We start from the raw sequence: 14936 nt of genomic DNA on the forward strand, positions 1-14936 counted from the left end.
CAACGCTAGGGCCTGCCGCGAGCGGCCGTACCGCCCGAATGATCCGTCCGAGGCGATCTGACCGCCGCGAGCGCGAGTACGCCTCAGGAGCCGCACAGCCAGCCGGTGGCCGCGCTCACCGTCACGGTGTACTCGCCCGCGTCCCCTTCCGGAGGGCGGGAGACGAAGAGTCCCAGCTCCAGCCCGCCGGTGGTCCTGGTGAAGCACAGCCCCGCCGAGCCGTCGCCCCCGCCGTACGGCCTCCAGCGGCCCTTCGCCGCCGCCTCCCGGTAGAAGGACGCCACCTCGCCCCATGCCCCCCGGAACCGGTAGGTCTGGTCGGCGTACGGGATCGCGTCGTCGTTCTCGCACTCCGCGTGGGGTCTTCCCCGGGGTTCCGCGGCGACGGGGTGCGCGGTGAGGATCGGGTGGGCGGCCAGGGCGGCGGCGAGGCGATCCTCATCGGCCTGACATCCGTAGTACAGCGCGATCCAGGCGAACGGCCAGAGCACGACCGCGGCCCCCGCGACGAGGGCGGCCACCAGGACGATGGAGACCGGGGAGGTTTTCACCGCGTGAGGTCCCGCCTTCCTCGCCGTTGCCCCATCGGCTCCGGGGAGAGGACCGTCCCCTGCCGGGCGGGCCCCCGGGGAGGATCGAAGCAGAGACCCGTGGCGTCCCCGTGCACGCGATGTGGAGATCCGGTGCACGTCCCCGGCGGCCCCTCGTCTGACTCTTCACCCGGGGGCCGCCGTTTCTGCACACTCCTGTCCTAGGTTGCGGTCATGCGAGGCGGGCGGGAAGAGCAGGGGTTCGAGGGATGGCTGCGGGATTTCCGGGCCGAGGCCGTACGGCGCGAGCGTGACGGAGACCCCGACTGGGCGCGGGGCGCTCGCCTCGACCGATGGATGCTGCGCAGCCTGCAGCGCTTCCAGGTCGGCGAGGACGGCGACGGCGCGAACCTGACGGCCAAGGCGGCGGAGGCGGGCGACGAGGTGTACGCCGAGGCGGTGCGCCTGTTCGTCGCCGAGGAGCGCGACCACGCGCGGATGCTGGCGGCGCTGCTCGCCGCCGCCGGCGCCCCGACCATCGCCGGCCACTGGAGCGACGTCGTCTTCGTACGGCTGCGCCGCGTGCTGGGGCTCCGGCTGGAGCTGATGGTGCTGATGGTCGCGGAGGTGGTCGCCCTCCGGTACTACCGGGCGGTGCGCGACGGGAGCCGGGACCGGCTCGCCTCGGACGTGGCCGGGCGGATCCTGGCCGACGAGCTGCGCCACGTGCCGTTCCACCGCGATCGACTGCGCGAGTCGTTCCGGCCCCTGCCGGGGGCGGTCCGGGTGGCCGCGCGCCTGGCCTGGTGGACGCTGACGCTGGGCGCGTGCGCCGTCGTCGTCTGGGACCACGGGCCGGCCCTGCGCCGCCTCGGGGTGACGAGGACGGCCTTCGCCGCCGACGTCACCGGCCTGTTCGCCACCGTGACCGGGGAGGTGTTCGGGGCCGGAGGCAGACCCCGCCGGAGGGGTCCGGTGCCACCGGCCGGAAGCCATCGGGTTCCGGTTCCCCGTCCGGGCGGCCTGCCTGGGGCACCGTGAACTCCGGCGCGGAGGTTCCGCCCTTCAGGCGGTGAGGCGGTCAGAGCCAGCCGAACCGGAGCCGGTGCGGGTCCCGGCCGGCGGGGAAGGTGCGCTCGTAGAACGCCTCCTTCAGTCCGCCGGCGAACGCCGAGGCCGCCAGCACGGGGGCAATGTTGATCATGAACATCACCATCGTCGTCAACTGGGATCCGAGGAACCGCGCGATCAGCCGTCCGGCGGGGGTGAATGAGAGGACGGCGTGGGCCGCCAGGGCGGCCGCCGTGACGGACGCCGTCCAGTACGCCGCCTTGTGCAGCGCGTTGAGCTGTTCGATGAGGCCGTTCAGGCGGGCGGCCATGTCGGAGGCGAAGTCGGCCAGGTCTATCCCGCCCCTGATGAAGGAGAAGATCCGCTCGTCGGCGACGTTCCTGGCCGCACCGCTCCAGTCGCCCGCGGCGAGCTCGTGGATGGCGGCCAGGTCACTGCCGAAGATCTGCCTGGCCCTGCGGGCGATCTCATCCCACCCGAGCGCCGCCCGGTTGAGGTCGGCGTCGGACGGGACGGCCAGTAGCTCCCAGACGACCCCTGCGGTCAATGCCATCAGCGAGAACCGCCGCGCGAAGCGCAGGACGCCGGTCGTCGATCTGCTGAGCACCGCCGACTGCGACTTGACGACGACCATTCCGCCCTTGCGGTCGATGTACCAGGTGTGACCCGGCGGCGCCGGGGACCGGCCGGACACCAGGGCGTCGCGGACGATCGGGTTCTTGGCGCGGAGGTAGGGCGACGCCTTGCGGGCCTGGCGCGACTCCAGCGTCAGCCGTCGCCATTCGGGGTAGCGCCTCAGCGCCCAGGAGTCCACGCCCAGTCCCAGGAGGCCCGCGCCGAGCAGTCCCCGGTGCAGCCAGCTTCCGTCGCTGTCGCTGCCGGCGTCGCCGGGCGGTCCCGCCGGAGAGGACGGCTGCTCCCTGAAACGCCCCGAGGCGTCGGGCGCCCAGCCGACCGTGTAGAGGAGCTCCTGCACCCGAGGGCTCTCCGCGTTCAGGTATCCCCTGTCGGTCTCGGCCGCGAGTTCGGAGATCCGCCGTCCCTCCTTGACGGCGAAGTCCAGCTCATCGTGCCAGGCGTTGCGGTACTTCTCGTACGACCTCCGCCCCATCTCGGCCCCCCACCCGAACGCGCCCTCCGGCAGGGCGCACTCCGTCTCCAGGATCCGCCGGATGTCGTTCAGCTGCTCGTCGATGGAGTCCAGGTCCACGGCGGCGCGCGCCATCGTGCCGTGCCGGTACCCGTAGCCGTTCGAAGCGACCATTCCATGCCTCTCTCGCGCATGCGGCCCGGACCATTGGGGATGTCCACCGGGCGGTCCGCGGAGTCTCAAGATCATATTGGAGGGGCGGGACGTACGCCGCGTTTTCCGCATACGGCCTCGGCGCGGGCCACGATCACCGTGCCGCCGTTCTCGCGGTGGGTCACGTGGGTCACCGGTCGGGCGCCCGTGTGACGCCGGTCACTTCGCCTCCGCCGGGCAGGCGGGGAGCGGGGACACGAACCGCCTGCCGTACCGCCGGGTCGCCGCGGCCGGTCCGCGCCGCCAGCGACTCACGGGCGGCGGTCACGTGACGGGCCACGTCGGCGACGGGCGCGGACCGTCCTCGCTCGCCCCCGGCGACGCACCACGGACATCGGCCGGGTGATCTGACGGGACGCGCGCAGTCGTCGCATTCGGCGGCCGGGCGCGCGGCGACGGGTGCGGAGGCGGACACCGGCGCGGGCATCCTGGTACGCAGCCGGTACAGGATGATCCCTACGGGAGACCGCAGGAATCCGGTGGGCAGCCCCGATGTCACGGCGGCCCGGATCGCGGCGGCGTCGGCTCCGCGTGCGAACCACTCGTCGACGAGCGCGGCCACCTTCGGGGCGTTCTCGGTGCGCACCCTGAGGCGGGCGTCCACGTTCTGGAATGACGCGATGACCGCACTGCTGACCGTATTAGTCGGAATTTTCGATATACCATTTCCTGTTGCCGCTTTTGGCGAATAATGGCAATTGTCCGTATCGTTTTCGGCCCTGATGTCCGGTGGCCTGTCCGGGGTAGGGGGTTTTTCTTTTTCCCAGTCATTAGCCCCTTCAGGGGACGTGACCGCCGCACCGGGGGCCGGTGTGCCGGTGGCCGGTACGGCGGTCACCGGCGTCACCTGCGTCGCCTGTGCGACGTCACGCTGCGGGGTGTCGTAGACGGTCGTCTCGGTGCGGATCCGCCCGGTCGCCGGGTCGCGGATCGTGCGGCGCACGTAGTATCCGCAGGCGACGAGTTCGTTCAGGGCCTTGGAGACGCCGCGTCGGCCCAGGCCGGGATGCTGGTCGGCGAGGGTGTGGGCGTCCTGCCGCGCCCCCTCGGGCAGGGAGAGCAGGAAGACGAGGATGCCCCGGGCGGTGAAGGAAAGACGGCGATCCCTGAGAACGGAGTTGGGTATCCGGGTGTAGGAGCCGTCAATCTTGCTATGCTGAACCCGCATTGGAGTTATGTCCTCCGGTGCCACGTCCCGGGGGTGTTGCCAGCACCCGCCGGGACTTTTTCCGATTTCCGGGAGAACCATAACCCCGCGCACGGGCGTTCGTGGCGTTTACCGTGTCTTTCCTTCGCCGAGTACGTCATCGTCAGATGGATGAAACGGAAATGCGTTATCGAATGCGGCGAACGCTGTCGGCCTCACAGCGACCGCTCAGGTGTTCTGTGCCGTCGCCGGCAGCGTTCGCCGCATGCGATCACGGTCTCCAACCCTGGTTTCGACCGTGCCGGGGTCAGTGGTCCGGGGGCGGGGAGAAGCGGCGGGTCCAGGACGCGGCTCCGGCGATCACGGTCTCCACGGGGGCGATGTGCGGGAACCACGTCCGTTCCCATTCCAGCGACACCCAGCCGTCGTATCCCCGCTCGCGCAGCAGCCTTCCCGCCTCCTCCAGCGGGACCGTCCCCTCGCCCAGCGGCACCGGCGTCAGGTCGGGGGCGGCGTCCTTGATCTGGACGTAGGCCAGGTGATCACCGAGGGCGGTGAGGGTGGCCGCCGGGTCCTCGCCGTGCCGCCAGGGGTGGAGCAGGTCCCAGATCGCGCCGGTGGCCTCCGGCTCGCCGGCCGCCTCCAGCAGCCGCGCCACGGCCGCGCCGGTGGGCAGCGCGTCGTGCGTCTCCACCAGCACCCGCACGCCCAGCCGCCGCGCTTCGACCGCGACCGTCCGGAGCCGCCGTGCCCCGGCCGCCGTGTCCTCCCCTTTGGGGAACACCCGTACGGCGGGGGCCCCGAGGTCGGCGGCGAGGAGCAGGTCGGCCGCCAGCGCCTCGACCACCGGGCCGTCGTCCCCGGGCGCGCATACGCCGGTGTATCCGGCCAGGGCGGAGATCTCCAGCCCGGCGGCGGCCAGCGCGGCCCGCACCCCGGGCCGGCCGGAGGGCGGACCGTTCCGTTCCGCCCTCCGGGGCAGGCCGGCGTGGACGCCGGTGTCGGGGTGCAGCCGCAGCTCCAGCCCGGCGCAGCCGTGCGCCGCCGCCGTCTCGATCGCCTCGGGCAGGCCCGCGCCGGGCATGCCCAGCGTGCTGACGGACAGCCTCACCGCGCGCCCTCCCGGAGGACCGCGTCCCCGGGTCCGCCGGCCGTGCTCCCCGGGATCGGCACCGGCGTACGGCGGGCCGCCGAGGCGTAGGCCGCCAGCACGACCGCGAGGACGTGCCGCCCGTGCGTCCCGGTGACCGCCGGTTCCCGGCCGGTCCGCACCGCCCCGGCGAAGTCGGCGAGCTGGACGGAGAAGGCCGCGGGAACATCGTCGGGGCCGGGCCGGTGCAGCCAGGTCGTCACGCCGTCGCGGTGCAGCGCCGTACCGGTGTGGGGGGAGATCGACAGCGTGCCGCGCTCACCGACGACGACGACCTCGTCGTGCGGGGCGGGCGGGCCGGTGGAGGTCACCGTGATCTGCGCGGCCAGCCCGCCCGACAGCGCCAGCCTGACCAGCGCGTCGGTCTCCACGGGGGGGACGCCCGGTGGACACCCCGGCGCGCCGTCCGCGAGGCCGGCCGGCGGCCCGTCCGCCGCGCCCGTGCCGCGCGCCGTACCGGCGCCGTTCGCGGAGCCGGAGCCGGAGCCGGCGGCGGCCGGGCGGGTGGTGGGCAGGGAGCTGCTCAGCGAGGCCTCCACCCGTTCGACCCGCCGGCCGGACAGCCACACCAGCCGGTCCACGCTGTGCGCGCCGATGTTGATGAGCACCCCTCCGCCGGACAGCTCGGGGTCGAGGAACCAGCCGGGCCGCGAACCGGGCCGGTAGTCGGAGCCGCGCCGGTCGGACACCATCAGCGGTTCGCCGATCTCCCCGGCTTCCAGGGCCGCCATCGCCGCGGCCTTGTCGGGCAGGAAGCGCTGGACGTGCCCGACGGCCAGCCGTACCCCGGCGGCGGCGCAGGCGGCGATCATCAGGTCGCAGTCGGCGAGCGAGGTGGCCATCGGCTTCTCCACCAGGACGTGCAACCCGGCGGCGGCCGCGTCGCACACGATCTCGGTGTGCAGCGCGTGCGGGGTGGCGACCACCACCGCGTCCACCTCGCCCGAGGAGATCAGCTCGCGGTGGCCGGCGTACACCGGTGCGCCGTGGGGCGCGGCGACGCGGCGCGCGGCCTCCGGGTCCACGTCGCACACCGCGCCCACCCGCACGCCGGGCACCCGCGGCGCCGCCTCGGCGTGCAGCACGCCGACGGCGCCCGCGCCGACCAGTCCCAGCCGGAGGTCAGTCATCGGTGGTCTCCCTCGGGTAGGCGCCGCACGACCGGCGCACGACGACGCCGGGGCGCAACCGTATCTGGTGGCGGGGCAGGTCGGGCTCGCCCAGGCGGCGGAGCAGGAGCTCGGCCGCCTGACGGCCGAGATGCCGCTTGGGCGGGGAGACGGCGGTGAGCGGCACCTCAGCCAGTTCGGCGATCTCGTCGTCGTAGGAGACGACGGCCAGGTCGCCCGGTACGGCCAGGCCCGCCCGCCGGGCGGCGGACACCACCATGATGGCCTCGCGGTCGCCGAAGCAGACGACGGCCGTGGCGCCCTCGGCCACGACCCGGCGCACCTGCGCGTCGGCGACGCCGGGGTTCCACTCGTCGTACGGGACGGAGAACGGCTCGGAGGCCCGCAGGCGGAGGTCCGCCACGGCGGCGGCGAAGCCCCGGCGGACCGGGGCGCTGGTGGGGTTCCCCGAGCGTGACAGCAGGACGAGGCGGGTGTGGCCGAGCGAGGCCAGGTGGCGCACGGCCGCGAACGCCCCGGCCACGTGGTCGGTGCGGACGTGCTCGCTGGGGTCGTCGCCGTCGTCCAGGCCGCGCTCGATCAGCACGGTGGGCACCGGCAGGGCGGCGAGGCGGCGGACGAGCGCGGCGGGGTCGGCGCTGCCCAGCAGGGTGGGGACGACGAGGAGGCCGTCCACCCCGGAGTCGAGCATGCGCCGCAGCGCGGCGGCCTCCTCCTCGGGCCGGTAGCGGGAGCAGGTCAGCAGCAGCCGCGCCCCGGCGGCGGTCAGCACCTCCTCGACGCCCTCCAGCACCTTGGGGTAGTACAGGGCGGTGTCCGGCACGACCACGCCGATCATCGCGGCCCCGCCGTGGACGGTCATGGTCCGGGGGACCGCGAAGGTTCCCGCGCCCTGCCGCCGGATCACCAGCCCCTCGGCGACGAGTTCGTCCACCGCGCGGCGGACGGTGGTGAGGCTGACCCGGTGCGCCCTGGCGAGCTCCTGTTCGGTGGGCAGTTTCGCGCCGCCCGCCCAGACGCCCGAGCGGATCGCGGTGCGCAGGTCGGTGGCGAGTTTGCGGAACTTCAGCTCCCGTGAGTCGGGCACGGCGTCACCCGCCGCCCGGTGCGGTGCCGGGGCCGGACGGTCTTCGGAACGGGGGGCCGCCGGGTGCCCGGCGGCGGGGGAGAGGGTGGTCCAACGGGTACTCCTGCGGGATCCGGCCCCCTTCCTCGAAGGAGAGGGGGGAGGACATGGGCCCCCTCGGAGGGGAGAGGGGGATGACGGCATCTTGATCATGGAGTCATGTCGCAGTCAACGGATGATTCAAAGAGGAATCCGGTAAATCCCGGGTGACCGGGCTGCGGTCCACGCCAAATCCGGAAAAGTCGGCGATTAGTTCTTTATTCATCTGTTTTTCCTCCCATTGGATACGGCCAGTCCGATCCCAGGGAGGAACCCGTGGTGGAGATCACTCGCAGGACCGCGCTCCGGGCCGGCGCGGCGGGCATGGCCGGAACCGTGCTCCCGCTCACCGGCGCGACGCCCGGCCGGGCGGCCGCCCGCGACGCCGTACCCGGGGTCCCCGGGGTCTCCGGAGACCCCGGGGACCTGGAACGGCGCGCCCTGGCCATGGACCCGCCGGTCTTCCTGCTGGAGACCGCCGTCCCGCCGCAGTTCACCGCCGGGCCGGGCTCGGCCCTCACGATCAGCGACCGGGCCTCGATCTGCGGGGACCACTCGCTCCGCTGGGAGCACGGCGGCCGCTCCACGGTCACCGTCCGGGCGCCCCTGCGTTTCGCCCCCGACCCCTACCGGCCGCTGGACGACCAGGCGTGGCAGGGCACCGTGGACGCCTTCTCCGTCTGGATCTTCAACGAGACGCCGGTGGACGACGTGGTCCGCTTCGAGTTCGGCCGCGGCGACCGCACCGACGCCTGGTTCGAGTTCCGGCTCGGCTTCACCGGCTGGCGGACGGCCTGGGTGCGTTACGACTACGACATGCGCGGCCGGCCGCACCCCGGCATGGACACCCTGCGGATCATCGCGCCCCGCCGCGCCGGGGTCCTCCACCTCGACCTGCTCATCCCGAACGCGCCGCTGCGGCCCGACGCCCCCTGCCGCGACGCCCAGGTGCCGGACATCGCCGCCGAGGGCGACGACTACGACGCCCAGCACTGGCAGGCGCTGTACCTGTTCGACCGGTTGCTGGCCCGCGCCCCGATGGACGCCTCCCCGCCCTCGGAGCGGGAGACCGCCTCCCTGCGCGCCCTCACCGCCCGCTACCGGGACGAGTACCTCCTGACGCCGGTGAAGGTGGACGACGCCTCGGTCGCCGCGCTCACCGCCCAGGTCACCGCGTACGGCGTGCCCGAGGCGACCGCGACCGGGAAGGGCCGCCCGGTCTTCTCCTACCAGACGCAGATCCACCCCGCCGGGATCGCCGCCGAGCTGAAGGCGTTCATCGACCCGGTCGCGCTGGGCTCCTACACCGACCTCATGCGGAACCTGGCGCTGGCCCACGCCTCGGCCGGACCGGCGCACCGTACGGCGCTCGCGGCCCTCTACGTCCGCATGATCGCCCACCTGAGGGACCAGGGCTGGACGCGGGGGAGCTGCCAGGGCACCGTCCACCACCTCGGCTACAACGTCCGGGGCTACTACGACTCCGTGTACCTGATGGGGGACGTCCTGCGGGAGGCCGGGCTGTTCGAGGGGGTCCGCGCGGACCTGACGTGGCTGTGCGGGTTCGGCCGGGTCTTCCGCGACCGGAGGCACCGCCAGGCCCACTGCAGCGTCATGGACATCCTCAACACCACCCTGCGCGGCATGCTCGCCGCCGCGCTGCTGCGCGACACCGAGGCCGAGCGCGTGGCCTGGCTGCGGGCGCTGCTCGACTGGCTGGACCAGGCGCTGCTCCCCACCGCGGGCATCCAGGACGGCCTCAAGGTGGACGGGGCCGTCTTCCACCACGTCGGCTTCTTCCCCGACTACGTGCGCGACGGCTTCACCGGGCTGGCCCCGCTGGTCTACGTGCTCAGCGGCGGATCCTTCCGCCTCGCCGACGAGCCGCACGCCTGGCTCAAGCGGGCGCTGCTGGCCATGCGCGTCTACGCCAACAGGAACCACTGGCCCATCTCCATCAGCGGGCGCAACCCCAGCGGGCTGACCGCCCTGTCGCCGACGCCGTACCAGTGGATGGCGATCTCCGGCACCCCCGGCGGGGCCGGCGACGTGGACCCCGAACTCGCCGCCGCCTTCCTGCGGCTGCTGCCCGCCGCGCCGACCGCGGCGCAGCGGAAGGTCGCCGAACGGCTCGCCGCCCGCGGCGTCACCGCCGAGGCCGCCCCCACCGGCAACTGGGCGATCAACTACGCGGCCCTGGCCGTCCACCGGCGCGACGAGTGGCAGGTCACGGTGCGCGGGCACAACCGGTACCTGTGGAGCACCGAGATCTACGAGGGCGCCAACTGGTACGGCCGCTACAACACCTACGGGCAGATCCAGGTGCTGCACCGGGGCGACCCCGTCGGCAACGCCGCCAGCGGCTACGTCCAGCAGGGCTGGGACTGGAACCGCCGGCCCGGCGCCACGACCGTGCACCTGCCGCTGGACGAGCTGAAGGGCGACCTGACCGGGGCCATCGAGGAGATGCTGCTCACCGACTCCCGGTTCGGCGGGGCGCACACCATCGACGGCCGCGACGGCATGTTCGCCATGGAACTGCGCGAGCACCCCAAGTACGAGGGCTCGCACCGCGCGCTGAAGTCGGTCTTCCTGTTCGACGACCGGATCGTGGCCGTCGGCACCGGCATCGGCAACGACTCCCGGCACGAGACCGAGACCACGCTCTTCCAGACCCACCTGGCCGCCCGGACGGACCCCACCCACGTCGGCGCCGCCGAACCCGTCACGGCCTTCCCCCACACGGCGGCCCCGGACGCCGCGCCGCGCTGGCTGCTGGACGACAAGGGCATCGGCTACCACCTGGCCCCCGGGCAGCGGATCGGCCTGACCCGCTCGGCCCAGACCTCCCGCGACAACGCGACCGAGGCCCCGACCACCGGCGACTTCGCCACCGCCTGGATCAGGCACGGCGTCTCACCCCGCGACGCGAGGTACGAGTACGCGATGGTCATCGGCGCCACCCCCGAGCGGATGGCCGCCTTCGCCGCCGCGATGGACGACCCGGAGGCCGCGCCGTACACCGTGCTGCGCGCCGACACGACCGCGCACGTGGTGCGCGACCGGGCCACCGGGATCACCGGCTACGCGGTCTTCAGGCCGCTGGGGGACGGCGAGGGGCCCGTGCGCGAGGTGGACACGCCCTCCATGGTGCTCGTCAGGGCCGACGGGGACGACGGGCTGACACTGGCGGTGTGCGACCCCGACCTGCGGCTCTACGGCGGGATCGACCCCGACCAGTACGAGCGCGGCCGGTACGTCGGCCACTACAGCCCCTGGTCGCGGCCCTGGCTGACCAGCCCGAGCCACCCGCACCTGATGCGGGTGACGCTGCGGGGACGCTGGCGCGCCGACGGTGACCAGCCGTGCGAGGCGCGGGTGCGGGGCGAGGCGACCGCGGTGCGGTTCGAGACCGTCGACGGCCAGCCGGTGCAGGTGCGTCTGCGCCGGGCCTGACCGGGGCCGGGCAGGGCCGCGCGGAGCGCGACGGCGTTCGTCGATCACCCCGGGCCGGATCGGGGAGGGGGATCACGGACGCCGGTCAGGCGGGGTCGGTCCCGGCGGGCAGCAGGACGCGGAAGACCGTACGGCCCGGCCGGCTGTCCACGCCGGCGGTCCCGCCGTGCGCGGTGACCACGGCCCTGACGATGGCCAGGCCCAGGCCCGTGCCGCCCGAGGCGCGGGAGCGCGCCTTGTCGGCCCGGACGAACCGCTCGAACAGGTCGTCCCGGATCTCCTCCGGGATGCCCGGCCCGTCGTCGGCCACGGTCAGCTCGACCCGCCCGGGATCGGGGCCGGAGCCGCCGGGGCCGCCGGATCCTTCCGAGCCGGGCGCGGACGGGACGGCGCGGACCGACACGGTGACCGTGGTGCCCGGCGGGGTGTGCGAGCGCGCGTTGCCCAGCAGGTTGGCGACGACCTGGTGGATCCGGTCGGCGTCGCCGACGATCGTGACCGGCTCCTCCGGGAGCTCCAGCCGCCAGCGGTGACCCGGCGCGGAGACCCGCGCGTCGCCGGTCGCGTCGATCACCACGCGCGTCAGGTCCACCGGGTCGCGGGCCAGCGGCCTGCCCGCGTCGAGCCTGGCCAGCAGCAGCAGGTCGTCGACGAGCTTGCCCATCCGGGAGGACTCGGCGTCGATCCGCTCCAGCGAGTGCCGCACCTCCGGCGACACCTCGCCCGGGTCGCGCCGGGCCAGCTCGGCGTGGGCCCGTACGGTCGCCAGGGGGGTGCGCAGCTCGTGGCTGGCGTCCGCGGCGAACGTCCGCATCCGCTGCTCGCTGGCGTGCCGCCGGGCGAGGGCCTCGCCGACGTGGCCCAGCATGCGGTTGAACGCCGCCCCGACCTGGCCCACCTCGGTCCGCGGGTCCTCGTCCGGAACCCGGTCGGGCAGCGCCACCTCGCCACTGGACAGCGGGAGCGTGCTGACCCGCCGGGCCGTGGCCGCCACCCGCTCCAGCGGGCGCAGCGACAGCCGTACCCAGACCGTGCCCGCCACCCCGGCGAAGACCATGGCGGCGGCGTACATCACGATCTCGATGAACTGCAGGCGGTGCACCATGGCGTTGACGTCCTCCATCGGCAGGCCGTTGACCAGGACGTCGCCGTCCTCGCCGTCGACGGCCATGACGCGGTAGTCGTCCAGCGCCGACAGCTCCACGCTGTGGCCGTGGCCGTCCCTGGGCACCGACGCCAGGACGGTCGCGTCGTCGGCAGACAGGCCCCGGCCGGGCCGCGGGTCGTCCTCGCCCGGCACGACCACGGCGGCGTCGGTCATCCGGCCGTCCACCAGGCGGACGCCCAGCGTGCCGGGGGGTTGCCCGCGGCTGTCGCCGTACCCGCCGTAGCCGCCGCGTTCCCTGCGGTGCTCCAGGGTGGCGGCGAACCTGCCGACCGTCACCGACAGCTGCTGGTCGAGGCGGTTCACCATGAACCGCTCCATCGCCAGGGAGGTCACCGCGCCGACCCCGGCGCAGACCAGCGTGATCAGCACCAGCACCCCGGCGACCAGCCGGGCCCGGATGGTGTGCGGCACGGGGAGCCTCACGGCCGCGGCGCGCGCCGGACGGAGTCTCATGGCCGCAGCACGTATCCCACGCCCCGCACGGTGTGGATCAGCGGCGGGCGGCCCGCGTCGATCTTCTTGCGCAGGTAGCTGATGTACAGCTCCACGACGTGCGCCTGGCCGCCGAAGTCGTAGGACCAGACCTCGTCGAGGATCCGCGCCTTGCTGAGCACCCGGCGCGGGTTGAGCATGAGGAGGCGCAGCAGCTCGAACTCGGTCGGCGTCAGCTCGATCAGTTCCCCGCTCCGGGTCACCTCGCGCGCGTCCTCGTCCATCACCAGGTCTCCCACGGCCAGCCGGTCGCCCTCGGCTGAGACCCGCGCCATGCCGGCGCGGCGCAGCAGGCCGCGCAGCCGGGCCAGGACCTCCTCCAGGCTGAACGGCTTGGTCACGTAGTCGTCCCCGCCCGCGGTGATCCCGGCCACCCGGTCCTCCACGGCGTCCCTGGCGGTCAGGAACAGCACGCACACGTGCGGCGACTCCGCGCGCAGCCGGCGCAGCACCTCCAGGCCGTCGATGTCGGGCAGCATGACGTCGAGCAGCACCGCGTCGGGACGGAACCCGCGGGCGGCGGCCACCGCGGCCGCGCCGCCGGTGGCGCCGCGCACCTCCCAGCCCTCGCGGCGCAGGACGGCGCAGAGCACCTCGACCAGGTCGGGCTCGTCGTCGACGACGAGGACGCGGACGGGGGCGCCGTCGGGTCTCAGGAGCGCGGGAGAGCCGCCGGACGAGGGGAGACCGCCGGAGGCGGGGTCATGGGAGGTCGCGTGCATGGTGGTACCAGGGTCCTCCCCGTCGTCCGTGCGGATCCTCTGACCCGCCTATGAGAATCCTATGAATCGTCAGCGTATGGACGGGTTCAGAGGAAAACGAGAGGTTCCGGGGGCACGGTGGATCACGCTCGACGAGAGGAGACACATCCGTGGCCACCACCTTCGCCGGAACGGGCCGGACCGCCGCCGGACCACCCCGGGCCGTCCCCGCCGGAGGCGTCCGCGCGCGTCCGGAGGCCGTCCTGGCGGCCATCGCCGCCGGGACGCTCGCCGTACTGGTCCTGTGGTGGGTGAACACGCCCGCCGTCGCCGGCCTGGACGGCTGGCTGACCGAGGCGGGCCGCGTCACCGGCCTGCTCGCCGGGTACGCGATCGCGGTGCTGCTGGCGCTGATGGCCCGCGTCCCCGCCCTGGAACGGGGGGTCGGGTCCGACAAGCTGGCCCGCTGGCACTCCATGGGCGGCCGCTACGTCGTCGGGCTGGCGGTCGCGCACGCGCTGCTGATCACCTGGGGCTACGCGGTGACCGAGGGCACCGACGTGGTCAGCGAGACGGTGACGCTGAACCTCACCTACCCGGACATGCTCAAGGCCACCGTGGCGCTGCTGCTCCTGGTCGGCGTCGGCGTCGTCTCCGCCCGCGCCGTCCGGCCCAGGATGCGCTACGAGACCTGGTTCCACCTGCACTTCTACACCTACCTCGCGGCCTGGCTGGCGTTCGGGCACCAGCTCGCCACCGGAGAGGAGTTCATCGGGTCGGCCCCTGTCCGGGCCGCCTGGTACGCCCTGTACCTCTCCGTCGCCGCGCTGCTCCTGTGGTACCGCTTCCTCACCCCGGTACGGCAGGCGTTCCGGCACCGCCTCCGGGTCGCCCGGATCACGCCCGAGGCCCCCGGGGTCGTCTCCGTCCACGTCACCGGGCGGAACCTGGACCGGTTGCGGGCCGAACCCGGCCAGTTCTTCCGGTGGCGGTTCCTGACCCGGGACCTGTGGTGGTCGCCCAACCCCTACTCGCTGTCGGCCCCGCCCACCGGCGACGGGCTGCGGATCACCGTCAAGGACCTCGGCGACCAGAGCCGCCGGATCGCCCGGCTGCGCCCCGGCACCCGCGTGGTGGCCGAGGGCCCCTACGGGGCGTTCACCGCGTCCCGCCGCCGCAGGCGCAAGGTGCTGCTCGTCGCCGGGGGAGTGGGCATCACCCCGGTGCGCGCGCTGTTCGAGTCGATCCCGGCGGCCCCCGGCGACCTGACCCTCCTCTACCGTGCCCGGACCCCCGGCGACCTGGTGTTCCGCGCGGAGCTAGAGGAGATCGCCGCCCGCCGCGGCGCGGTGATGCACTCCTGCCTCGGTCCCCGGAGCGGGATCGGCGACGCGTTCGCGCCCGCCAGGCTCCGCGGGCTCGTCCCGGACCTCCCCGGCCACGAGGTCTACGTCTGCGGGCCCGCCGGTCTGACCGCCGAGGTGGTGTCGGCGCTGCGCGCCGCCGGGGTGCCGAAGCGGCACATCCACCACGAGGCGTTCGAGTTCTGAGCGCCGGGCCGCCGAAGCGGATCCGAATCACCCGGCGCGTCCCGAAGCCGCTTCCGAGCACCGGGTCGCCGAA

General features: G+C 73.9%; 11 protein-coding genes. 3 read left to right on the forward strand and 8 right to left on the reverse strand.

Features of this window, described 5'->3' with window-relative positions; translation table 11 throughout:
• Positions 1-83: 83 nt before the first annotated feature.
• Complete coding sequence (locus AB0D67_RS18085) at positions 84-551, reverse strand: hypothetical protein (protein WP_362936247.1); 468 nt, start codon at positions 549-551, stop codon at positions 84-86.
• 213 nt (positions 552-764) lie between these two features.
• On the opposite strand from AB0D67_RS18085, the gene AB0D67_RS18090 reads away from it, so the two are divergent.
• On the forward strand, positions 765-1571 hold the full coding sequence (locus AB0D67_RS18090) for a ferritin-like domain-containing protein (protein ID WP_362936250.1): 807 nt from the start codon (positions 765-767) through the stop codon (positions 1569-1571).
• Between the two features lie 40 nt (positions 1572-1611).
• Here the strand turns inward: AB0D67_RS18090 and AB0D67_RS18095 are convergent, their stop codons facing one another.
• The 5 genes from AB0D67_RS18095 to AB0D67_RS18115 all read right to left on the reverse strand — a co-directional run bounded on the left by AB0D67_RS18095 (position 1612) and on the right by AB0D67_RS18115 (position 7418).
• Positions 1612-2865 (reverse strand): hypothetical protein, encoded by a 1254-nt coding sequence (locus AB0D67_RS18095; RefSeq protein ID WP_362936253.1) that lies wholly within the window; start codon positions 2863-2865, stop codon positions 1612-1614.
• A 169-nt stretch (positions 2866-3034) separates the two neighbouring features.
• Positions 3035-4072 (reverse strand): hypothetical protein, encoded by a 1038-nt coding sequence (locus tag AB0D67_RS18100; RefSeq protein WP_362936257.1) that lies wholly within the window; start codon positions 4070-4072, stop codon positions 3035-3037.
• 286 nt (positions 4073-4358) lie between these two features.
• Entirely contained in the window at positions 4359-5162 is an 804-nt protein-coding gene (locus AB0D67_RS18105) for a sugar phosphate isomerase/epimerase (RefSeq protein ID WP_362936260.1), read from the reverse strand.
• Positions 5159-6331, reverse strand: coding sequence for a Gfo/Idh/MocA family oxidoreductase (locus AB0D67_RS18110; RefSeq protein WP_362936263.1), 1173 nt, complete (start codon positions 6329-6331; stop codon positions 5159-5161). The genes AB0D67_RS18105 and AB0D67_RS18110 overlap by 4 nt, the downstream gene beginning before the upstream one ends.
• Entirely contained in the window at positions 6324-7418 is a 1095-nt protein-coding gene (locus AB0D67_RS18115) for a substrate-binding domain-containing protein (RefSeq protein WP_362936266.1), read from the reverse strand. Before AB0D67_RS18115 ends, AB0D67_RS18110 begins: the two co-directional genes overlap by 8 nt.
• Before the next feature lie 354 nt (positions 7419-7772).
• Between AB0D67_RS18115 and AB0D67_RS18120 the strand changes: the two genes are divergently transcribed.
• Complete coding sequence (locus AB0D67_RS18120) at positions 7773-10952, forward strand: chondroitinase family polysaccharide lyase (protein WP_362936269.1); 3180 nt, start codon at positions 7773-7775, stop codon at positions 10950-10952.
• Between the two features lie 85 nt (positions 10953-11037).
• Here AB0D67_RS18120 and AB0D67_RS18125 read toward each other — a convergent pair whose 3' ends face one another.
• Together AB0D67_RS18125 and AB0D67_RS18130 are read right to left on the reverse strand one after the other, a co-directional pair.
• Positions 11038-12531 (reverse strand): HAMP domain-containing sensor histidine kinase, encoded by a 1494-nt coding sequence (locus AB0D67_RS18125; protein WP_362936272.1) that lies wholly within the window; start codon positions 12529-12531, stop codon positions 11038-11040.
• A 38-nt stretch (positions 12532-12569) separates the two neighbouring features.
• Positions 12570-13334, reverse strand: coding sequence for a response regulator transcription factor (locus AB0D67_RS18130; RefSeq protein WP_362936274.1), 765 nt, complete (start codon positions 13332-13334; stop codon positions 12570-12572).
• Positions 13335-13483: 149 nt separating this feature from the next.
• Between AB0D67_RS18130 and AB0D67_RS18135 the strand changes: the two genes are divergently transcribed.
• Complete coding sequence (locus AB0D67_RS18135) at positions 13484-14863, forward strand: ferredoxin reductase family protein (protein WP_362936277.1); 1380 nt, start codon at positions 13484-13486, stop codon at positions 14861-14863.
• Positions 14864-14936: the final 73 nt, after the last annotated feature.

The sequence above is a fragment of the Streptosporangium sp. NPDC048047 genome (genome assembly GCF_040653115.1).
GTDB lineage: Bacteria > Actinomycetota > Actinomycetes > Streptosporangiales > Streptosporangiaceae > Streptosporangium.

What these genes read in the sequence shown, in the direction of transcription:
- AB0D67_RS18130 (WP_362936274.1), bottom strand. Translation starts at nt 13,334, where the DNA reads ATGCACGCGACCTCCCATGACCCCGCCTCCGGCGGTCTCCCCTCGTCC.
- AB0D67_RS18095 (WP_362936253.1), bottom strand. Translation starts at nt 2,865, where the DNA reads ATGGTCGCTTCGAACGGCTACGGGTACCGGCACGGCACGATGGCGCGC.
- AB0D67_RS18110 (WP_362936263.1), bottom strand. Translation starts at nt 6,331, where the DNA reads ATGACTGACCTCCGGCTGGGACTGGTCGGCGCGGGCGCCGTCGGCGTG.
- AB0D67_RS18100 (WP_362936257.1), bottom strand. Translation starts at nt 4,072, where the DNA reads ATGCGGGTTCAGCATAGCAAGATTGACGGCTCCTACACCCGGATACCC.
- AB0D67_RS18090 (WP_362936250.1), top strand. Translation starts at nt 765, where the DNA reads ATGCGAGGCGGGCGGGAAGAGCAGGGGTTCGAGGGATGGCTGCGGGAT.